General features: G+C 43.3%; 19 protein-coding genes. 8 read left to right on the plus strand and 11 right to left on the minus strand.

Annotated features, from left to right (window positions below; genetic code table 11):
• Nucleotides 1-31: 31 nt before the first annotated feature.
• The 5 genes from M2470_RS00635 to M2470_RS00655 form a co-directional block, all read right to left on the minus strand.
• Nucleotides 32-793 (minus strand): C4-type zinc ribbon domain-containing protein, encoded by a 762-nt coding sequence (locus M2470_RS00635; protein ID WP_280743240.1) that lies wholly within the window; start codon nt 791-793, stop codon nt 32-34.
• Between the two features lies 1 nt (nt 794).
• Nucleotides 795-1,889, minus strand: coding sequence for a Nif3-like dinuclear metal center hexameric protein (locus M2470_RS00640; RefSeq protein ID WP_280743239.1), 1,095 nt, complete (start codon nt 1,887-1,889; stop codon nt 795-797).
• Nucleotides 1,879-3,633 carry an aspartate--tRNA ligase gene (aspS, locus tag M2470_RS00645; protein WP_280743238.1) on the minus strand — a complete coding sequence of 585 codons (1,755 nt, stop codon included), beginning with the start codon at nt 3,631-3,633 and terminating at the stop codon, nt 1,879-1,881. Before aspS ends, M2470_RS00640 begins: the two co-directional genes overlap by 11 nt.
• Before the next feature lie 120 nt (nt 3,634-3,753).
• Nucleotides 3,754-4,095, minus strand: coding sequence for a DUF5615 family PIN-like protein (locus M2470_RS00650; protein WP_280743237.1), 342 nt, complete (start codon nt 4,093-4,095; stop codon nt 3,754-3,756).
• Entirely contained in the window at nt 4,092-4,322 is a 231-nt protein-coding gene (locus M2470_RS00655) for a DUF433 domain-containing protein (RefSeq protein WP_280743236.1), read from the minus strand. The genes M2470_RS00650 and M2470_RS00655 overlap by 4 nt, the downstream gene beginning before the upstream one ends.
• Nucleotides 4,323-4,486: 164 nt before the next feature.
• On the opposite strand from M2470_RS00655, the gene M2470_RS00660 reads away from it, so the two are divergent.
• The gene (locus M2470_RS00660; protein WP_280743235.1) at nt 4,487-5,644 is read left to right on the plus strand and encodes an esterase; all 1,158 of its coding nucleotides are present in this window, start codon (nt 4,487-4,489) and stop codon (nt 5,642-5,644) included.
• On the opposite strand, the gene M2470_RS00665 is transcribed toward M2470_RS00660, so the two are convergent.
• Nucleotides 5,621-5,752 (minus strand): hypothetical protein, encoded by a 132-nt coding sequence (locus M2470_RS00665; protein ID WP_280743234.1) that lies wholly within the window; start codon nt 5,750-5,752, stop codon nt 5,621-5,623. The two genes, M2470_RS00660 and M2470_RS00665, sit on opposite strands and share 24 nt — an antisense overlap.
• A gap of 129 nt (nt 5,753-5,881) precedes the next feature.
• On the opposite strand from M2470_RS00665, the gene M2470_RS00670 reads away from it, so the two are divergent.
• Complete coding sequence (locus tag M2470_RS00670) at nt 5,882-7,417, plus strand: M81 family metallopeptidase (protein WP_280743233.1); 1,536 nt, start codon at nt 5,882-5,884, stop codon at nt 7,415-7,417.
• Between the two features lie 50 nt (nt 7,418-7,467).
• Here the strand turns inward: M2470_RS00670 and M2470_RS00675 are convergent, their stop codons facing one another.
• Nucleotides 7,468-7,887: an HU family DNA-binding protein gene (locus M2470_RS00675; RefSeq protein WP_280743232.1), complete on the minus strand. Its 420-nt coding sequence runs from the start codon at nt 7,885-7,887 to the stop codon at nt 7,468-7,470.
• Nucleotides 7,888-8,185: 298 nt separating this feature from the next.
• On the opposite strand from M2470_RS00675, the gene M2470_RS00680 reads away from it, so the two are divergent.
• A complete protein-coding gene (locus M2470_RS00680; RefSeq protein WP_280743231.1) occupies nt 8,186-9,085 on the plus strand; it encodes a radical SAM protein in 900 nt (299 codons plus the stop codon).
• A 75-nt stretch (nt 9,086-9,160) separates the two neighbouring features.
• A complete protein-coding gene (locus M2470_RS00685; protein WP_280743230.1) occupies nt 9,161-9,580 on the plus strand; it encodes a DUF6515 family protein in 420 nt (139 codons plus the stop codon).
• An 11-nt stretch (nt 9,581-9,591) separates the two neighbouring features.
• Here the strand turns inward: M2470_RS00685 and M2470_RS00690 are convergent, their stop codons facing one another.
• Nucleotides 9,592-10,242, minus strand: a complete 651-nt coding sequence (locus M2470_RS00690; RefSeq protein ID WP_280743229.1) for an NAD(P)-dependent oxidoreductase — start codon at nt 10,240-10,242, stop codon at nt 9,592-9,594.
• Between the two features lie 249 nt (nt 10,243-10,491).
• On the opposite strand from M2470_RS00690, the gene M2470_RS00695 reads away from it, so the two are divergent.
• From M2470_RS00695 to M2470_RS00705, 3 genes are read left to right on the plus strand one after another with little or no spacing between them, the layout of a single operon-like run.
• A complete protein-coding gene (locus M2470_RS00695) occupies nt 10,492-12,504 on the plus strand; it encodes an FISUMP domain-containing protein (protein ID WP_280743228.1) in 2,013 nt (670 codons plus the stop codon).
• A gap of 28 nt (nt 12,505-12,532) precedes the next feature.
• Nucleotides 12,533-14,530: an FISUMP domain-containing protein gene (locus M2470_RS00700; RefSeq protein WP_280743227.1), complete on the plus strand. Its 1,998-nt coding sequence runs from the start codon at nt 12,533-12,535 to the stop codon at nt 14,528-14,530.
• Between the two features lie 24 nt (nt 14,531-14,554).
• Nucleotides 14,555-16,573 (plus strand): hypothetical protein, encoded by a 2,019-nt coding sequence (locus M2470_RS00705; RefSeq protein ID WP_280743226.1) that lies wholly within the window; start codon nt 14,555-14,557, stop codon nt 16,571-16,573.
• 65 nt (nt 16,574-16,638) lie between these two features.
• On the opposite strand, the gene M2470_RS00710 is transcribed toward M2470_RS00705, so the two are convergent.
• The 3 genes from M2470_RS00710 to M2470_RS00720 all read right to left on the minus strand — a co-directional run bounded on the left by M2470_RS00710 (nt 16,639) and on the right by M2470_RS00720 (nt 18,617).
• Nucleotides 16,639-17,352, minus strand: a complete 714-nt coding sequence (locus M2470_RS00710; RefSeq protein ID WP_280743225.1) for a slipin family protein — start codon at nt 17,350-17,352, stop codon at nt 16,639-16,641.
• Between the two features lie 447 nt (nt 17,353-17,799).
• Nucleotides 17,800-18,123, minus strand: a complete 324-nt coding sequence (locus tag M2470_RS00715; protein ID WP_280743224.1) for an RNA-binding protein — start codon at nt 18,121-18,123, stop codon at nt 17,800-17,802.
• 23 nt (nt 18,124-18,146) lie between these two features.
• Nucleotides 18,147-18,617 carry a cold shock domain-containing protein gene (locus tag M2470_RS00720; RefSeq protein WP_280743223.1) on the minus strand — a complete coding sequence of 157 codons (471 nt, stop codon included), beginning with the start codon at nt 18,615-18,617 and terminating at the stop codon, nt 18,147-18,149.
• Nucleotides 18,618-19,130: 513 nt separating this feature from the next.
• On the opposite strand from M2470_RS00720, the gene radA reads away from it, so the two are divergent.
• Entirely contained in the window at nt 19,131-20,501 is a 1,371-nt protein-coding gene (gene radA / locus M2470_RS00725) for a DNA repair protein RadA (protein ID WP_280743222.1), read from the plus strand.
• Nucleotides 20,502-20,520: the final 19 nt, after the last annotated feature.

Here is a 20,520-nt window from a genome sequence, read left to right on the forward strand (position 1 = left end):
AAAAGCAAGGCGCTGTGCCTTGCTTTTTTTGTTATTCTTCTATGCCCGCCAGTTCCGGGTCTATCATGATACGTCCGCAGTATTCGCAAACGATAATCTTTTTGCGTAGTTTGATATCCATTTGTTTTTGAGGCGGAATCTTGTTAAAGCAACCACCGCAGGCATCACGTTGGATATAAACAACGGCCAAACCGTTACGTGCTCCTTTGCGGATACGCTTAAATGCAGTAAGCAGACGGGGTTCTATGCTTGCTTCCAGCTTTTTTGCTTTTTCGCGAAGCTTTTCTTCTTCCTGCTTGGTTTCGGAAACGATTTCTTCCAGTTCGCCACGCTTTTGTGTCAGGTCGGCTTTTCTTCCTTCCAGCGTTTCACTAAGCGTTTTTATTTCTTCTTTCTTATTATTAATGGCTTCACCGAATTCACGGATTTTCTTTTCTGAGAATTCGATTTCAAGTCCCTGGAATTCAATTTCCTTTGAAAGGTTGTCAAATTCGCGGTTGTTGCGTACGTTGTCCAACTGCGATTTATACTTTTCGATCAATGCAGTGGAATCTACGATTTTATTTTTCTGATCCGTTACCGAATTATCAAACTCCTTTATCTCGGATTGATAATTATGTAGACGTGTTTCCAGACCGGCAATTTCGTCCTCTAAATCCTGTACTTCCAAAGGAAGTTCGCCGCGTAGGGTTTTGATTTTATCTATTTCAGTCACCAAGGTCTGAAGTTCATACATCTTGGAGAGTTTATCTTCAACTGTATATTCTTTTTCAGCTGATGTTTTCTTTGCCATTCTATAAATATTTTACAGGGTTTGAATTAACATTTGAAAAATGCAACGCAAAGGTAGGGAATTTTTTCGATAAAATATTATAAAAGATATCTTTTGTACATACTTCAGACTCGTAATGTCCGATTACAGCCAGGAGTATTTTATCCTCTACATCATAAAAATCGTTGTATTTTGCTTCTCCGGTAATAAAGACGTCGGCTCCGAAAGCGATGGCTTCCGGTATCAGGAAAGCGCCACTACCGCCGCATACGGCTACTTCGCGGATCAATTTTCCTGTCAAAGGCGAATATTTTACACAGCCTACGTTAAAGATATCTTTAATACGTGACAGGAAACTGTATTCGTCTTCACTTTCAGGTAGTTCACCTACAATGCCCGAGCCTGCCATGTTCCAGGTATTCTCCAGCGGATAAAAATCGAAAACAGGTTCTTCATATGGATGTACGGATAGCAAGGCTCGCATAACAGAACTTTTGCGGAAGGAGGGCAGGATGATTTCTATACGTTCTTCGTTTTCGTAATGTACCGAACCTATCTCGCCCACAAAGGGTTTGCTCCCTTCATTGGCTCGGAAAGTACCTTCACCTTTCAGGTTGAAACTGCATGAATCGTAGTTGCCGATACTTCCAGCTCCTGCGTTAAAGAGGGCATTTCGTACCGTTTCTGCATAGTCTTCGGGTACGAAAGTAACCAGTTTCAGCAAGGCATTTTTCTGGGGACTAAGGATGCGGATATTCTGAAGACCGATCAGCTCTGCAATCCGGAAGTTCACACCTCCGGCTACATTGTCCATATTAGTATGCGCTGCGTAAATCACCAGATCGTGCTTGCAGGCTTTCATGATGCAACGCTCTACGTATGTACGTCCGGTCAACGATTTGAAAGGCTTGAAAGCCAATGGATGATGTGAGATAATCAGGTTATACCCCTTATCTAATGCTTCATCAACTACCTCTTCGGTAACATCCAGACACAATACCGCCCCGGTAGCCAACTGATTCACATCACCCACCTGTACTCCCGCATTATCAAATCCTTCCTGCAAAGGCAGCGGTGCATACGCCTCAATCTCTTTTATTACATCCTTAATCTTCATTAATCGTTAATAGTAATTCATCAAGCTGAGCTTGTGCAATAACCGAAGGGGCATCGAGCATTACATCGCGTCCGGAATTGTTTTTCGGGAAGGCGATGCAGTCGCGGATAGAGTCGAGACCTGCGAAGAGGGATACCCAGCGGTCTAATCCATAAGCGATACCTCCGTGAGGGGGAGCACCATACTTAAAGGCATTCATCAGGAATCCGAATTGAGCATCGGCTTGTTCTTCGGTAAAGCCTAACAGTTTGAACATTTTGTTTTGTAATCCGCTGTCGTGGATACGGATGGAGCCACCGCCTACTTCCACACCGTTGATTACCATATCGTAGGCATTAGCGCGTATAGCGCCCGGGTCGCTATCCAGCAAGTGGATGTCTTCCGGTTTGGGCGAGGTAAACGGATGGTGCATGGCGTAGAATCTATTGTCTTCTTCGCTCCACTCCAATAGCGGGAAGTCTACTACCCACAGGCAGACGAATTTATTTTTGTCGCGAAGTCCTAACTGGCTACCCATTTCCAGGCGTAACTCGTTGAGCTGCTTGCGTGTTTTCATTACATCTTCTCCGGAAAGTATCAGAATCAAATCGCCTGCTTCAGCTCCGAATACTTCTTTCATTTGTTGCAATACTTCCTGCGTATAGAACTTGTCTACGCTTGATTTCACGTTGCCGTCTTCTTCCACACGGGCATATACCATGCCTTTGGCGCCGATTTGCGGACGTTTCACAAAGTCTGTCAGGGCATCTAGTTGCTTGCGGGTATAATGAGCGGCTCCTTTAGCACAGATACCACCTACATATGCCGCATTGTCGAATACGGAGAATCCGTGTCCTTTCAAAATATCATCCAACTCCACAAAACGCATATCAAAGCGAAGGTCTGGCTTATCCGAACCATAATATTTCATAGCGTCGTGCCAAGACATACGCTGGAACGGTTCGTTTATCTCAATACCTCGTATCGTCTTGAACAGGTATTTGGAGAGTCCCTCAAACATGTTCAGAATATCGTCTTGTTCTACGAAACTCATTTCGCAGTCTATCTGTGTAAATTCAGGCTGACGGTCGGCTCGCAAGTCTTCGTCGCGGAAACATTTCACAATCTGGAAATAGCGGTCGAAGCCCGACACCATCAATAACTGTTTAAGTGTTTGCGGAGATTGTGGAAGCGCATAAAACTGTCCGGGATTCATGCGGGAAGGAACCACAAAGTCGCGTGCCCCTTCGGGAGTTGAGCTAACCAATACCGGCGTTTCCACCTCCATAAAGTCCTGGCTATCCATGTAGCGACGTACTTCAATGCTCATCTTGTGGCGCAGTTCCATATTGGCACGAACCGTATTGCGACGCAAATCCAGATAGCGGTATTTCATCCGGAGGTCGTCGCCCCCGTCTGTTTCATCCTCTATTGTAAACGGAGGCGTAATAGACTGATTCAATACATTCAACTCAGAAACAATCAGTTCCACCTCACCGGTAGGGATATTCATATTCTTGTTGGAACGTTCTTTTACAACGCCCGTAACCTGGATAACAAATTCGCGTCCCAGTTTATTCGCCTTTTCACAAAGGGCAGCATCCACATCCTGGTTGAAAACCAACTGTGTAATACCATACCGGTCGCGGAGGTCAACAAACGTCATCCCCCCCATTTTACGTGTTTTCTGTACCCATCCGGCCAATGTAACCGTTTCATTTACGTTTAAAGCGCGCAATTCGCCGCAAGTCTTAGTCCTGTACATACGTTGTTATATTGTATAAAAGTTTTCAAATCTCTATGATGCTGCGAATTTACGCAAAAATATGGAATCAATTAGGGTCTGATGTGTAGATAAATTGAATGATGCTATGAAAGATGAGTATTAGACTATTTCCAATAATCCATATTCAGAGGAGTTGATGAAGTCTTCTATTTGTTTTTTTGCGTCTATCAATAACTTTTCTGTTCTATCTCGACGTTGATTTCCTGTTTTTAACAAGATTATTTTTGGAGGAAAGCCTTTTATTAGCAGCAGATTGAGGAAGTCCTCATCATTAGACACAATTACCATATCGTGTTTTCTGGCGTATTCCCAAATGTCTTTATCCTTGGCCGGAACTTTTAATCCTATACTGTCTACATGAGAACAGCCATCAAATGATTGTTGCAGTATTGATACAGAGCGCCATGAAATATTTGCATCAAGTAATAAATGAATATTCATGCTGCAGTGATGATCTTGATTAGTGCTTCCCTATTAGCTGCAAAGTACAAAGCCGCACGAATGTGTACATCTTGTAATGAAGGATAATCTTCTATAATTTCTTCAGGAGTCATACCGGAAGCCAACCATTCTAAAATATCGCTCACAGTAATCCGTGTACCCTTAATACAAGGTTTTCCAAATCGTATGTCCGGATCTATTGATATATATGAAATCAGATTTCCCATATTGCATGTATTTACTCTTACAAAGATAACTTATCTCTTCTAATTACCAAACAGAGACCGCCGAAAGTAAAATGCCTTTTCCCTGAAATGTCCCCAATAAATTGTATGTTGTACTTTTATTTTTATATTTGCGTGTGAGTAAAACAAATTTAAAAGTAACAACCATGAAGAAACTATTGATTTTATGCCTTTTGGCTTTTTTCTGTTTTCCTATTTTTGCTCAACAAGCAGCACAACAAAAAGTGATTTCGCCCGAAATCATGGGTGATAATTCTGTTATTTTCCGTCTGAAAGCACCTGATGCTTCTTCTGTGAAATTATATGGGACGATGGGTGTTTCCGATTTGGAAATGACAAAGAATAATGAGGGAATATTTGAAGTGAAAGTTGGGCCTCTCGAACCGGACATGTATGCTTACGTATTTTTTGTAGATGGAGTGAAAACGTTAGATCCAAGCAATAATATAGTTATGCGTGACGGTTCACATATTGAGAGCCGTTTGATGATTCCCGGTGGGCTTACCGAGCTATACGACGTAAAGGATGTCCCCCATGGAAAGGTGAGCTCCGTTTGGTATCCTTCGCCTACTTTAGGGAAGACACGCAGAATGTTGGTATACACACCTCCCGGATATGACAAATCGAATGAAACCTATCCTACTTTGTATCTGCTCCATGGCGGCGGCGGGGATGAAGAAGGCTGGATCAATAGAGGACGTGCCAATTACATCCTGGACAATTTGATTGCACAGGGCAAAGCCAAACCAATGATCATAGTAATTCCTAACGGAAATGCAGGTTCCACTTCTGCTCCGGGCGAAATGCCTTTATCCTTGCGCTTAGAACAAGAACGGGATGCCGGCGCGGGCATGCCACGTGCCATGGCAGGAGGTTCAATCCCCGAAGCCCTTGTGAAAGATGTCATTCCTTTTGTTGAAGCAAATTTCCGGGTGAAAACCACCAAAGAATACCGGGCATTGTCAGGCCTTTCGATGGGGGGCTATCAAACGCAGATGACAACAAATATGTTCCCCGATGCATTTGATTATATAGGAGTTATGAGTATCGGTACGTTTTCAAACTTCGGCAATTACAACAAAGATGCACATATCGCTCAGTTGAAGGCACTTAAAAAAGAAAATCCGAAATTATATTGGATTGGCTGCGGAACGTCGGATTTCGTTTATCAAGGCGTACTTGACTTAATGAAATTGTACGATGAGGTAGGTCTGAAATATACCTATCGTGAAAGCGAAGGTGGACATACATGGAACAACTGGAGATTATACCTTTCAGAGCTAGCTCCGATGCTTTTTAAATAAAATATTAGCTTGTGTCTTATAGGCTCCGGCTTTAGCGGCGTCTCTGCCTTTGCGGAGGCGCTCTTTCAACTCTTCTATTGAGTATTGACAAGGTATTTTTGTATTCATATTCTTATTGAATTTGGTCTACAATTTAGTGTTTTTCTCGGTCTTTCGCTATGCGGAATGGGATTTCTTGTGTAAGTTTGCGGGTGAATCAAAACTATTTATTTACTAATTTAAATAATTAAAAACACAATGAAATTTAGATTACTACTCTTAATTCCAATCTATCTTATTGCATCAATATCAGTGTCTTTTGCGCAGAAGAAGCCGCGCGTTGCTATTGCGGGGATTGCTATAGAATGTAGCACGTTTTCTCCAGCACGGACGGCAGAAGAGGCTTTTCGCAAGAGGACAGGGGAGGCTTTGCTGAACTCGTATCCTTTCCTGCGCGAAGGGGCTCCCATGCGGGAAAAAGCGGAATGGTTTCCGGCTATGGTGGCCAGTGCCACTCCTGGTGGAGCGCTTACTATGGAAACGTATGAATCGCTTACCGGACAGATACTTGAGCTACTGAAAGCCAATGCGCCTTATGATGCTCTTTTCTTTGATATTCACGGGGCGATGAGTGTTGTAGGGATGGATGATCCGGAGGGTGATTTTATCCTGAAAGTACGTGAAGTGGTAGGTAAAGACGCCTTGATTTCTACCTGTATGGACTTGCACGGGAATGTAACCGAACGCTTGGCTGAGAATACAGACCTGATCACTTGCTACCGACTAGCTCCCCATGAAGATTCGATGGACTCTAGAGAGAGAACAGTTGTAAACCTGATAGAGCGCCTGGAGTCCGGAAAGGGACGCCCTGCCTACAAAGCCTGGGTACCTGTACCTATCTTATTACCAGGCGAACAGACCAGTACGCGCGTAGAACCCGGAAAGTCGCTGTATGCTTCTATCGACCCGGCTACCAAACAGGTAGGGGTGATTGATGCTGCTATCTGGATTGGCTATGCCTGGGCTGATGAACCGCGTAACCATGCTGTAGTGATGGCTTATGGAGACGATAAAGATATGGTGGTGCGTACGGCTGAGTATTTGGCTCACCACTTCTGGAGTGTCAGACATCAGTTTGAGTTTGTGGCTCCTACGGCAACCCTCGAAGAGTGTCTGGCAAATGCTATCGCAAGCACCAAAAAGCCTTATTTCATCAGTGATATGGGTGATAACCCTACAGCCGGTGGAGCGGGTGACGTTACATGGACGATCACCGAACTTTTGAAACGTCCGGAATTTAAGTCCGATAAAGGTAAAACGCTGGTATATGCTTCTATCCCGGGGCCTGAGTTTGTGGCCAAAGCCATCAAAGCCGGAGTAGGTAATAAAGTGAAAGGAACTGCCGGAGCTGCCGTTGACAACCGCTATGCACCCCCCGTACCCTTGGAAGGAACGGTTACCTCTATCTACTTAGATAATCCTGATAATAAGGAAGTTGTTGTCAAGATAGGAAGCATCTATGTGATTGTTACAGAGAAGCGGAAAGGCTTCCATTATGTAAAGGAATTTACCAAACATAATATAGACCTCAAGCAGGCCGACATCGTAGTAGTAAAACTAGGCTATTTAGTGCCCGAACTATATGATATACAGGCCGACTGGATGATGGCGCTTACCTTGGGAGGTGTAAATCAGGATTTACCCAATTTGCCCTACAAACGCATCAGGCGCCCCATGTTCCCCTTGGACAAAGACATGCCCATGCCCAACCTGAAGGCCAAGCTTATTAAATAAGGTTACATACTCCTTACCATATAAAAAAGCTGTCTCAATGACAGCTTTTTTTATTCCTCATCTATTCCGTTAAATATTCGGTTGAAGTCGCGTAAACGCATGAATTTGGCTGTTCTCATGATCTTTTTCAAGCGAACCGAGGGCAGGTAAGTAATTGTTTTTACCCTTACCTTTTTGGGTTTCAGATCATCCTTATTATCAACTATTTTACTTGTAATAGAAGCCGAGAAATAGCCTAAATCTCCCACCTGAATATTACTTCCCGAAAGAAGTTCCAGTTCCATCTCTTTGATAAGTGCCTCAACCACTCCCATGACGTCGGCAGCAGTAATCGAGCATTTATCCGAGATTCGTTTGCATAAATCGTTGGTATCAATAGTATTACCGGTTACTTTTCCGGCAAAATACCCTGTTTTTTTCTTTCCCGGTATGGCGCATACCATTTTGCGGGGTTTATAAAGAATCGCCATAGTACAATAAATCTAATAGGTTAAAAATCCGTTTTCGCTACAATGTAGTGATTTTCCAGCACTTATCCAATACTTTGTAGCAGAAATATGCCCGGAAATAATTTACACGTACCTCTAAATTAATTTATACCTACCTCTAAATCATTTTACAGGTAGGTGTAATCCGATTTAGAGGTAGGTGTAAATAAAAACAGAGATACTTTCAACACAAATCTGAAACTTCCTCTCTCAAAAGTGCTCAAGGCTGCTGGGAAAATGTATCGTACGTTACAGGATAATGTGTCGTATTATCTGTGGAATGTTGTATTTTTGTGAAATGGGGTTGGAGGTGAAATATGTTGAGGCGAAGAGTATCTTGTCTAAGTTGAAGGGGGCGGATACTTTTTTTGGTATTGCCTATAATATGAATTTGTATAGGGGCTGTCAGCATGGATGTATCTATTGTGATACCAGGAGTGAATGTTATGGGATACATGATATTTCGACTGTTTCGGTAAAGAAGAATGCCTTGAAGTTGCTGGCAAAAGAGCTGCCTCCGAAGAGGAAAAACAGAGCTACGATAGGTACCGGTTCTATGAACGATCCGTATATGCCGCTGGAGAAAGAGATAGGATTGGTTCGTAGTGCGTTACAATTGATTGCTCGTGAGCGGTTTCCGGTGCACATTATAACTAAAAGTAATCTGGTGGAGCGGGATGCGGATATTTTACAGGATATTGCCAAGGTGTATGCGGCTGTTAGCTTTACCATTACTTCGGCTGATGATTCCCTTTCGCAGCAGATAGAGCCTTTGGCGCCGCCTTCTTCCAAACGTTTTAAGGCAATGGAGGAATTGGCTAAAAAGGGGATTTATACAGGTGTTACGCTTATGCCGCTGCTTCCGTTTATCAATGATACGGTAGAAAATATAACGCATATTGTTCAACAGGCGAAGGATGCGGGGGCTTCTTATATTATACCTATGTTTGGGGTGACCTTGCGTAAAGGGTCGCGTGAGTATTTTTATCAGGCATTAGACGAGCGTTTTGCCGGATGTAAAGAGAGGTATCAGTCTTATTTTGGCGATCAGTATATGTGTAATTCTCCTCAGTATAAGGTGCTAACGGATATGTTTATGAATTTGACAGCTAAGCTGGGTTTGGATATGGGGATGCGTTTTTATGAGCCGCCGGTATATAAACAGCAAACGCTTTTCTGAATAGACTAAACCTTCTGCTTTCCTTGTAGTCTAAACAAGTAACAAAGGAGGTTTAACTTTAAAAACTTAGAAGTCATGAAAGCAAAAGTTATATTTCTGTTGGTTGCCGTATTAGCATTGCCTATTGGGATGCAGGCTCAGAATTGGAAGAAGAACAAAAATAAAAACCGTCAGCCGGTTACTGTAGAAAAAAGATATAATAACAGAGCACCTGCTCACAGATACGAAAGGACAGTAACGGTATTACCTCACGGATATCGTCAGATACGTCATAATAACGGGGTTTACTATTATGCTCAGGGGAATTACTACAGAGCCCTTCCGAACAGATACTACGAAGTGATCCGGCCGCAAATCGGGATGATTATCCCCGACCTGCCGCATTACCGGAAAGTAATCTACAAGGGCAGAGCATACTACGCCTATCAAGACTATCTGTATAGCCGCGTCAGAACCCCGGGCGGAATCAGCTTCCGTTTAGATATTCGCTTATAAAACCTTCTGTTTTAATAGCCGATAGTGAAACGCTCCTGATGATGTAGGGGCGTTTCTGCTTCATCCAGCATAGCTACTGCGTAGTCTTCTACTGATATGTTGCTGTTTCCTTCGGCATCGATGATCAGGTCGTCTTTCCCCAGGCGGAATTTTCCGGTTCTTTTGCCCGGAGCGATGGTTCTGGCGGGTGAGAAGAATACCCAGTCTATTTCTTTTTCTTTCATCAGGATATTCAGGTAAAATTCGCCTAAAGACTTTACGCCCGGCATGATTGATTCGGGGATGGCGCCTGAGTCGATAACGCGCAGGCCGGGAGCAACAAATAGGGTTCCGGCTCCGCCAACAATCAATAGGCGTTTAACTCCGGCTTCTTTTACTCCCCGCAGGATGGTAGGGTATATCTTGAGCGTTTCTTCGTAGATATTTGGATTTGTCCATCCGGGGCTATAGGCGCTGATTACGGTATCGAAGCCTTTGCATATTCCGGCAACGGTTTCCTGGCTGGATACATCTGCCTCTATTACTTTCAACCGGGGATTTTTGATACTTATTTTTCCTGCATTACGCACTATGGCAGTTACTTTATGACCTTTGTTCAATGCTTCCTCAGTAATTGCTTTTCCTACAAAGCCACTGGCACCGATAATTGCTATTTCTTTCATTGTTTTATATTTATTTTTTGATTCTATATTTATGTATACCTATAAATATAAAACAATTCGGGTAGGGAATGGTTGCAAAATATCTGCTGCTTGTTTCTGCCTACTTAAACAATCGGACGATTTTGTTAATAATCGTATAAGCGGAAAAGAGTACGTTTGCAGCAGATTAGGGAATGTTCCCGCATCACCTGCCATCACTGCCAAGTGGGGGTATGGGTTGTGAATTATTAACCATTAACATTAACGTGTATGATAAAACAGACCGTTTTTTTATGCCTGCTGTTTGGTCTTTTACTAATGTCGGCCTGCAGCAATGAAACTGAGTTTTCCTCTCCCATTGAACAATCGGGTGAAGGAATAGTGACCTTCACATTGCCCTCGCTTCGTCGAGGTGTAGTGTCTTATGCTTCTATAGCCGATAATAGCGAAAATTTCCTCGACAACTTTAGCATCTATATGTTTAACGACGCGTCTAAAAAGCTGGAAAAGGTATTCCACACGCCCGATGACATAGAGTTTGGTGATGATGCTGGAGCCCAGACAGCCAAGATCAACGTAACGGGTAAGAGCGGAACAAAGATCTTTTACTTTGTTGGTAACGGCAAAGATCGCCTGGCTGATATGGAGCGCCTCAATGTAGGTGCTACGCTGGAATCTGACTTTATCGAGACGATTACCAACAAGCATACCAAACCTTTAGCTACGCCGCTCTTGATGTCGGGCAAAACGACTATTACGGAAGTTAGCACCCCTGGCGATAAGCCATTGGAACTGAAAGTGCAGTTGAAGCGCCGCATGGCACGTATGGATATCGATAACGACCCTTCGGTGTCTAATTTCGACGTAAAGAAGATATTAGTATCTAAAACCAAGCTACGTGGGTATGTCTTCGAAAATGTGAACAGAACCTCTGAAAAGTCTTTCGAGGAAGGTAATTACGATGAAATCGAGATCAAACCAAAGGATGAGACTGCCCCTGTACGCTTGGATAGTGTCTTCTACCTGTATCCAACGATCATCGGTGAGGGCAAAACTGAAATCGCCCTGGAAGGTATCTTCAATGGCGAAACAAAGGTATACAATCTCAAAATAGACACGGATGTCTCCGCTGAGGCCAACAAGCGCTATGTCCTGAAAGTAAAGAAGGTAGACCTGAACAAGGTAGATATGGAGATCAAAGTTGCAGACTGGGAAGACGAAGGCGAGAAGACAGCTAATCCTGAAACAGACCTGGTAACCTTCTCTGCCATCAACCACTCCGCAGTAAAAGGCATCGTCTCGAAAGGGAACGATACCTACGACCTGACAGGTGTAACCGAAGCCGGAAAACTAACCTTTACAGCTACCTCCTTCAATGAGAAGGGCTCTACGGCAGAAGTAAAGTACAACTGGGGAAACGCCTCTTCCTATAGCGATTTGAAGATAAATACCCCAGCACCTGTATTAACCTACAGCAGCGCCTCATACAACCAGGAATACGAGATAGACATTCCGAACATAGACGGTAGCAATGTCCCTGTAGAAATGGAGATAACCCTCCGTAATGCAGCCAATCCGGATCAGAAGAAAGTGATTATTCTGTATGCCAACCGCTATGCAGATACGAAGCTGTATCCGATATTGGTAGGTGATATATATTGGGCTCCTGTGAATGCAGGCGTAAGTGGCCCGGATGCTAAGGTGACTGATCATGGTTTGTTGTATCAATGGGGACGTAATGTTGGATTTGCTTATGAAGCCGGTTTAAAGCCTGTTAATGATACGATAATGGGGCCAATGAGTGCCGAGGAAGCCGAAACAGGTAAAGGGAAAAATAAGTTTATCCTGGCTTCCAAAACTCCTTGGGACTGGTTAGATATCCAAGACGAAAATCGTTGGAATGAAGAAAATGCACAAGAACCTTGTCCTCCAGGTTGGCGTGTTCCTACAATGGCGGAACTTAATTTGTTGATAGTGGCCTATGGTATTGGTTATTCTGATACGGGTAAGGTTAATTGGAATGCTGTGGAAAAACGGGTAGAAATCAAAGGAAATAATGATGAGGAAGTACTTTATCTTCCGGCTGCCGGATTTCGGCACTGGGAAACGGGTCTTACAAGCAATCGATATGCGAGTGGCCTCTATTGGTCATCAACTAAAAATACTAAAAATACCCTAATGATAGATATGATGGAGTTTTCCTCTTCGGCGTTTAAATTTGGAGTAGGTTATCGTGCACGTGCTTATTCTTTACGTTGTGTGCAAAGTGCTCCAACCCCTTGATACAAAATAAACTTAGAACATTTATAAAATGAAAACAAAATATACAAAACTAATAATGATACTGGTTGCTCTGGTGCTGATGTTGGCGCCTTCCTGCAGCAATGAGGAGGAGTATGTGGATACTCCTGCCACTCCGGCTCGTGAAGGCTTTATTACCTTCCGGCTTCAGGGAAAGAAACAGCCTGTGAGCTATGCAACAATAGCTACTGCCAATGAAAATGCAGTAGATTCTATTGAAATATATATGTTTAACGATCGCTCGGCCGATAGTCAGCCCAACTTGCTGCAGAAGGTCTTCCGCGTAGGAGGTACCGATCTTAACCAGCAGGGTACCGATCTGGAAACTACAGTAGATGTAACCGGACGTACGGGTAAACATATCTTCTATTTTGTGGCTAATGGCAAGGATAATGCTTCGTCTCTGACAAATATCAATGCCGGGGCTACTACGGAAGCAGACTTCCTGGAACGTTTGTCGGATGTACAAAGCGGCCTGTTGAAAACACCGCTTCTGATGACTGCCCGTAAGATAATAGCCGACGTGGAAAATGCTCAGGGCGATGACTTGAAAGTAAAGCTGATGCGTCGTGTAGCCCGCTTTGATGTAGCGAATAATGCGGCTCAAACCAACTTTACGGTAGAAAATATCATCATCGAAAACGTCAAGCTGCAAGGCTATGCCTTTGAGGATGCTACCGGTATTTCTGCACCAAGCTTGGCTACAGGCACCCTTCCCTTGATCAACTATGCCGGCGAGACAAATGCCAATACAGCTACCCCTATCGAAAGTCTTTTCTACCTGTATCCCACAGAGATAGGTGACGGAAAATCGATAATATCCTTTGAAGGTATCTTTATGGGCGAACGTCGTATCTATAGTCTGAAAAGTGACCAGGTAATCGAAGCGAACAAACGCTACACCTTGAGGGTAAAGACGGTAGACGTTAACACCCCCTCTGTGATCTTGGAAAAAGAGGATTGGGGCGAAGACAATGGCGAATACATAACAGAAGCCGAAGCCAGGGCTATGCTTGTTGGTGCAGCCGAATTAACAGGCGGTAACGACATTGTAGAAGCAGGCCGTACCTACGATATAACCAACGCTACAAGCACCGGAGTAGTCACTATCCCTGTAACAAGCTATACAAAATCGGGTACCCGTATGGAAGTTACCTATTTACACGGTACAGGCAACAGCGACAGCAAGGTAACCTTCAACAACCCCAAACCTGTCCTGACGTATGCTGCCGGATACTTCCAAGAGTATAAGGTGAACCTCCCTAAGCCGGGCAAAACCCCTATGCACGCACGAGTAGAAATCATCAACAACTCCCGCCCGGAGATACGTGATACTATCTACGTTAAGAGTGTTCCCAACTACGACACGACGAATGAAAAACCCGTTCTGTTTGGAGGTATCTATTGGGCCCCCCTAAATGTAGGAGCTACGGAAATTGGTAATAGCGTAGAACTGAAACACACGGGTTACTATTACCAATGGGGACGTAACACTGGTTTTGTGTATAATGGTGAGAAGGTTAGCACATCGGATGTGTACGCCACAGTAGGTCCTGTGAGTTGGGAAGTCGCCACAGAAGGTGATGCTGCAGGTTTATTTGTTATTAGTACAAGGGATATATCTGACTGGTTAAGCCCTAAAGATGACAGTCTTTGGAGTAATGACAATCGGCAGGGTCCCTGTCCGGATGGCTGGCGTGTTCCGAACTTGAATGAAATAATACTAATTGAGTCTGCCTATGGAAGTGGTGATATTGTAACATGGGATGAAACTGAAAATAGTATACAAATCAAAGGTGATAACGAAACAGATATCCTCTATTTCCCTGCTGCAGGGCTCCGGAACTACAGCAATGGTATTTCGTATTTCCAAGGATCGAAAGGTCGTTATTGGTCATACAGTACTAATAAGACGCTTGCAATCTGTTTGGATTTCAATTCTTCGGTAGTGAAGGGGGCTAATGACTTCCGTGCGAATGGTCTCTCTGTCCGCTGTGTACAAGATTAATAAATTGAAATAAAGATCAAAAGAATGAAATATAAGATAGTAAAACTAAATATATTACTGGCTGCTTGGGTGCTGATGTTGGCACCTTCCTGCAGCCAGGAAGAACTTCCCTCCCTTCAGGGGGGCGGAGGGGTGAGTAGCGAAGGGGCTATTACCTTCCGGTTTCAGGGAAAGAAGCAGATCAAGAGCTATTCCACACCGATAGCTTCAGAGAACGAAAACGCCATCGATTCGTTGGAGATATACATGTTTAACGACCGCTCGGCTATAGGTGAATCCAACATATTGCAAAAGGTCTTTCGCGTAGGTAGTACGGATCTTAGCCAGCAGGATACAGACTTGACGGCTACGATAGATGTAACTGGTCGTACGGGTAAACATATCTTCTATTTCGTAGCGAATGGTAAAGGTAACGCCTCTTCATTAGAGAGTGCTGATGCCGGATCTACTACGGAAGCAGACTTTCTGGAACGTCTGTCGGATGTGCAAAGCGGACTTCTTGAAACCCCGCTTCTGATGACAGCCTGTCATAAAATAGAAAATGTAGAAACGCCTAAAGAAGAAGATAAAAAGGTGACGCTCTTACGCCGTGTGGCTCGTTTCGACATCGTAAATGATGCGACACATACGAACTTCACGATAGACCGGATTTTCATCCGGAAAGCAAACCTGCAAGGCTATATCTTTGGTGATGCTACAGGCATACCTGTTCAGAAGCTTCTAACAGACAACCTGCCGGAAATAGAATATGGCAAGATGGAAGATGCTAATACAGCCGTATCGTTTGAGAGCCTGTTCTACCTGTACCCTACGGAAATGGCTGAAGGCAAGTCTATGATCTCGTTTGAAGGTACCTTTATGGGCGAACGCCGCATCTACAACCTGAAGAACGACCAGCAGATCGAAGCCAACAAACGCTATGTATTGAAGGTGAAGAAAGTAGACGAGAACAAGATAGATCTGGAGATCTCTGTAGACGACTGGACTGACGGTAGCAGTACCTCTCCCGCCGAGCCGGAAACGGATGATATGGCCATAGGTACCATCTCGCTGACAGGTGGCGCAGGTATCCAGGTAACAGACAAGAGCTACGATGTCACTAATGCTACAACCGCAGGCACTATAAGGATACCGGTAACGACCTTCAACAAGGTAGGCACGCGTATTGATGTCACTTACCTACACGGTACAGGGCAGGGAAGCAGCAAATTAACAGTCACCTCCCCTAAACCTAAGCTGACATACTCGGCAAGCTACGTACAAGAGCACCGTATAAGCATCCCAGTATTGAAGGCACCTCTCCATGCACGGGTAGAACTGGTTAACAACTCAAAACCAGAGGAAAGAGATACCCTCTATATCAACGGTATCCCGAACTATGACACCACAAATGAGAAGCCCGTCTTGTTTGGTGATATTTATTGGGCACCTGTAAACGTAGGAGCTACAGAGATCGGTACAACAATGGATGTTATTCATCATGGATTATTCTTCCAATGGGGTCGTAATGTAGGTTTTGTCTATGGCGGAGAGAACGCCAATCCTTCAGATATCTATCCTACACCCGGTCCATTGGATTGGGAAACAGCCACAACAGGAGATGCCAAGGATAAGTATATTAAAGGTGTAAGTGAGGTAAAATATAACTGGTTGAGCCCCGCTAAGGAAGACCTTTGGTTGGGCGTTAATAAACAGGGTCCTTGCCCGGAGGGCTGGCGTGTACCTACAAGAACAGAGTTGAGGCTCATTGCAACTGCCAATGGTAGTGGCTATGGCAGTGAGGATAGTAAAGTTATGTGGAATGCCGTAGATAAACGCTTGGAAATTCAAGGTGATAATCCCTCGGAAACACTTTATATTCCTGCAGCCGGGGATCGTAACCATGGAAGTGGTAGTTCAAAACTTCAAGGTTCGATAGGTCGCTGTTGGGGAGCAGACCCGGGTGATAAGTATGCTGTGCGATTAGCCTTCGATACATCTAGTCTAAAAGTAGATAATGTTGGTAGGTCGTTCGGCTATCCCGTACGCTGCGTACAAGATTAATTTTTTTTTCATAATTATTGTTTTTGGTTAGGCTATGCGGACAGTGATTGTTCGCATAGCTTTTTTTATTTTTCCGGATCGCCGATAACAAAGGTATGTTTGCCTTTGTCTGCAATTTTGGTGATGGTTTCCATCCATTGAATGAATTTGATATTTTCGTCGCCTTTCATCAATTCTGAAGCGTTTTTCAATGCTCTGGCAGTTGCAACTGTTGTACGGGCATTCTCTAGCTCGGCTTTAGCTCTGATCTTAGCTTCAAGATGTTTGGCAAACAAATCCTGTATCGATTTAGGGAATGTAATATCTTTTAGCAGTGCCTGTTCTATCTCAACACCAAACACGGCGACCTGCTTATCCATTTCTTCGCTTTTGAAATTTGCTATTTCGTTTCTTTTTTCATTGAGCGTTTCACTGTCCATGCCAGCAATGATCTGACGAATCTGCTGTTGCATGATATTTGATAGAATTACCTCTGCTTCGTTTATGATATAAGGTGTTTTTCTGTCGAGCGAAAAATTACTCAGAAACTTTTCTCCGTCTACTATCTTGTAGAAATAATAGAAAGAAAAACGGAATGCAATATTGTCTTTGGATAATACTTCCTGATTGGTTACAGTTACCAGTTTAGCTGTTTCAGGCAGACAGAATAATTCGGTTGTATCATTCCAATCTCTGATTTTATAAACCCCGGGAGATAGTTTTTCTTCAAAAGTATTATTTCTATACAAAAAACCAATCATATTGGGTTTTACGCTGTGTTTTTTCTTAAATAAAATCATACTTATATTTAATTAAATTCATATTCAATCTGAAAAGATGAAAAACACAAAAAAGAAGGGAAACCCGGTTCAGTCGAAACAAATAGTTCCGACGGTATCTCCAGGTTTGCAAACTTATATTTTGTCTGAATTTTTCATTCTGTTTTTCATCTTTTCTTTTTGTTAAACAGATTGTGAGCCTGTTTGCATCTACCATGACTTGCCTTATCCAAAGCACCGAGGAATCGAACCCCTGAGGAAAAACCCTGCAATACCCTGTTTGTTTATTTTTCCTCATTTATAACAGGTGGCAGTTTATTTTCCAAAAGTAATAAATAGAATGTGATTTCCTCTTTTTTTCCACCAATTTGTAAAGTAAAAGTTCTCTGCTTACTAAAAAGAAACAGAGGAGAAATGGCTTGATGCCTTTCTCCTCTGTTTTATATACGAGAGATAAGAAGTCTGTTCTTAATATCTTCTGGAATTGTAGCCGCCACCGCCGCCTCTGTTGTTGTTGCGGTTTCTGTTGAAGCCGCCACCACTTCTTTCTTCGCGTGGTTTAGCTACGTTTACGGTAATGGTTTTGCCATCGTAATCAACGCCATCCAGTTTATCAATTGCATTTTGTCCCTCTTCATCGTTAGCCATTTCAACAAAACCAAATCCTCTGGATCTGCCTGTTTCTCTGTCGGTAATAACTTTAGCAGAAGTTACTTCGCCGTACTCACTAAATAAATCGCCTAAGTCGGCATCAGTTACACCGAAACTTAAATTTGAAATGTAAATGTTCATTTTTTAATTATTAATTATTTAAATTAGGAGGATTCCCCCTCGTTGTATTGTATATTCACGGCATTATAATCACGTGTTCCGCGTTCAAGTTCAAAGCTCACGAAATTGCCTTCTTTTATGTCTTTAGGCGCAGCACTGATGTGGAAGAAATATTTTTTCACACTGTCAAGGTCTTTTATAAAGCCGTATCCTTTTGAATCATTGAAGAATTCTACTCTTCCTTTACGTCTGGCGTCTTCTTCTGTAGCTGTCTTTTTAGGGGTGGATATCATAATATGGTCCAAGCCCATGTCTTCATTTTCATCTTCTACTTTAGCTTCTTGTGGAGTAGATGTGATCATGCCATTCTCATCCACGTAAGCGAACATATCCTCCAGAGTAGCTCCTTTGTTATTATTCGTTTTTCTGTCTTCTTTGCGTCTTTGTTTCTCCAGACGCTTTGACTGTTTCTTCTTTTCGTTATCTCGTTTGCTTGTTGAAGCGGGTCTTGCCATTTGAATTTTATTAGTTAATATATATAAGCCGGACAAAGAAGTTAAAAATGTCGATATCTGCGTTGGAATGTCCGGTATGCATACAGGAATATTGCAAAGGAGAGAAAGATCAAAATGAACTTAGTTGTTTTCTACAAAGATAGGTATTTTATTTATACGTTAGCAAATAAAAATGGCCCACGAGCTATTTTTATTTCTTCGTGAGCTAAAATAAATGACGTGTGAGCTATTTCTATTTGTTAGGTAAAGATCTTGTATTTTTTTTCATCTATATATCAGTATCCGTAAGGGTCTGTCATTTGTTTGCATATCAATCAATTACAATGGTCTGCAAAAAGCACCCATCCGTTTTAAAAATCGCATGCATACGTTTTCAAAAAAGCACCCATGCGATTAGAAAAACATATGCATGCTATTTAATATGTAATCTTTAGATTTCCGCATAACATACTTTAAACAAAGATAATTACTTTTGTAGGAAATATGATCGGAATAGGCAACAAAGTTTGAATAATGGCTAAAGCAAAAACTGTATACGTTTGCTCTAATTGTGGAGCTGACTCCCCCAAGTGGATTGGTAAATGCCCGAATTGTGGCGAATGGAATACTTATGTAGAAGAGCTGATCGCAAAGGAACCGACGGCTAAGCGGGTGATTCCGGGGCTTGCGGATCGGGAAAAGGTGCGTCCGGTGTTGCTGCGGGATATTACGGCTACGGAAGAAACACGTATCGACTTGCAAGACGAGGAGCTAAACCGTGTATTGGGTGGGGGACTGGTAAAGGGTTCGCTGGTATTGATTGGCGGTGAGCCGGGTATCGGGAAGTCTACGTTGGTGTTGCAAACGGTATTGGGACTGAAGGGCTTGAAGACGCTTTATGTCTCCGGCGAAGAGAGTACCCAGCAGCTCAAACTACGTGCCGACAGGATTGAGCATAACAACCCTGATTGCTATATTCTGAGTGAGACGAATCTGGAACAGATCTTTGTGCAGGCGCAGAATGTACAGCCCGATTTGTTGATTGTCGACTCTATTCAAACTATACATACAGAGATGGTAGAATCCTCTCCCGGAAGCGTTACGCAAGTACGTGAATGCAGCGCTTCCATCCTTAAATATGCGAAAGAAAGCGGTGTGCCGGTCTTGCTGATAGGCCATATAAATAAAGAAGGAAGTATTGCGGGGCCTAAGGTGCTGGAACATATTGTAGATACCGTCCTTCAGTTTGAGGGGGATCAACATTATATGTACCGTATACTGAGAAGCATTAAAAACCGCTTTGGAAGTACGGCAGAATTAGGTATTTACGAGATGAGGCAGAATGGCCTGCGGAAAGTAAGCAACCCTTCGGAACTTTTGCTGACACAAAACCATGAAGGCCTGAGCGGGGTAGCTATTGCCGCTGCCATAGAAGGCGTTCGCCCTTTCTTGATTGAAACGCAGGCGTTGGTTAGTTCGGCTGTCTACGGGACGCCACAACGGAGTGCTACGGGCTTTGATATCCGGCGAATGAACATGCTTCTGGCCGTTTTGGAGAAAAGAGCCGGTTTCAAGCTCATTCAGAAAGATGTATTCCTCAATATTGCCGGAGGATTAAAGGTGAACGACCCGGCGATAGACCTGGCTGTTATCAGTGCCGTATTGTCTTCCAGCCTGGATATCACGATAGAGAGTGGTACTTGTCTGGCAGGCGAAGTTGGGCTGTCGGGAGAAATACGTCCGGTAAACCGTATCGAACAACGCATACTGGAGGCCGAGAAGTTAGGCTTCAGCCGCATCCTAATCCCTTATAGTAACCTGAAAGGATTCGACACTTCCAAGTGTAGTATACAGATTATTCAAGTAAGAAAAGTAGAAGAGGCTTTCCGACAGTTATTTGGTTAGAAAAAAGAGTGATCTTACA

This window comes from Parabacteroides sp. PH5-46, from assembly GCF_029892785.1.
Classification (GTDB): domain Bacteria; phylum Bacteroidota; class Bacteroidia; order Bacteroidales; family Tannerellaceae; genus DFXE01.

What these genes read in the sequence shown, in the direction of transcription:
- M2470_RS00640 (WP_280743239.1), bottom strand. Translation starts at nt 1,889, where the DNA reads ATGAAGATTAAGGATGTAATAAAAGAGATTGAGGCGTATGCACCGCTG.
- M2470_RS00655 (WP_280743236.1), bottom strand. Translation starts at nt 4,322, where the DNA reads ATGGGAAATCTGATTTCATATATATCAATAGATCCGGACATACGATTT.
- M2470_RS00670 (WP_280743233.1), top strand. Translation starts at nt 5,882, where the DNA reads ATGAAATTTAGATTACTACTCTTAATTCCAATCTATCTTATTGCATCA.
- M2470_RS00705 (WP_280743226.1), top strand. Translation starts at nt 14,555, where the DNA reads ATGAAATATAAGATAGTAAAACTAAATATATTACTGGCTGCTTGGGTG.
- M2470_RS00715 (WP_280743224.1), bottom strand. Translation starts at nt 18,123, where the DNA reads ATGAACATTTACATTTCAAATTTAAGTTTCGGTGTAACTGATGCCGAC.
- M2470_RS00680 (WP_280743231.1), top strand. Translation starts at nt 8,186, where the DNA reads ATGTTGTATTTTTGTGAAATGGGGTTGGAGGTGAAATATGTTGAGGCG.
- aspS (WP_280743238.1), bottom strand. Translation starts at nt 3,633, where the DNA reads ATGTACAGGACTAAGACTTGCGGCGAATTGCGCGCTTTAAACGTAAAT.
- M2470_RS00690 (WP_280743229.1), bottom strand. Translation starts at nt 10,242, where the DNA reads ATGAAAGAAATAGCAATTATCGGTGCCAGTGGCTTTGTAGGAAAAGCA.
- radA (WP_280743222.1), top strand. Translation starts at nt 19,131, where the DNA reads ATGGCTAAAGCAAAAACTGTATACGTTTGCTCTAATTGTGGAGCTGAC.
- M2470_RS00710 (WP_280743225.1), bottom strand. Translation starts at nt 17,352, where the DNA reads ATGATTTTATTTAAGAAAAAACACAGCGTAAAACCCAATATGATTGGT.
- M2470_RS00650 (WP_280743237.1), bottom strand. Translation starts at nt 4,095, where the DNA reads ATGAATATTCATTTATTACTTGATGCAAATATTTCATGGCGCTCTGTA.
- M2470_RS00660 (WP_280743235.1), top strand. Translation starts at nt 4,487, where the DNA reads ATGAAGAAACTATTGATTTTATGCCTTTTGGCTTTTTTCTGTTTTCCT.
- M2470_RS00685 (WP_280743230.1), top strand. Translation starts at nt 9,161, where the DNA reads ATGAAAGCAAAAGTTATATTTCTGTTGGTTGCCGTATTAGCATTGCCT.
- M2470_RS00700 (WP_280743227.1), top strand. Translation starts at nt 12,533, where the DNA reads ATGAAAACAAAATATACAAAACTAATAATGATACTGGTTGCTCTGGTG.
- M2470_RS00695 (WP_280743228.1), top strand. Translation starts at nt 10,492, where the DNA reads ATGATAAAACAGACCGTTTTTTTATGCCTGCTGTTTGGTCTTTTACTA.
- M2470_RS00635 (WP_280743240.1), bottom strand. Translation starts at nt 793, where the DNA reads ATGGCAAAGAAAACATCAGCTGAAAAAGAATATACAGTTGAAGATAAA.
- M2470_RS00675 (WP_280743232.1), bottom strand. Translation starts at nt 7,887, where the DNA reads ATGGCGATTCTTTATAAACCCCGCAAAATGGTATGCGCCATACCGGGA.
- M2470_RS00665 (WP_280743234.1), bottom strand. Translation starts at nt 5,752, where the DNA reads ATGAATACAAAAATACCTTGTCAATACTCAATAGAAGAGTTGAAAGAG.
- M2470_RS00720 (WP_280743223.1), bottom strand. Translation starts at nt 18,617, where the DNA reads ATGGCAAGACCCGCTTCAACAAGCAAACGAGATAACGAAAAGAAGAAA.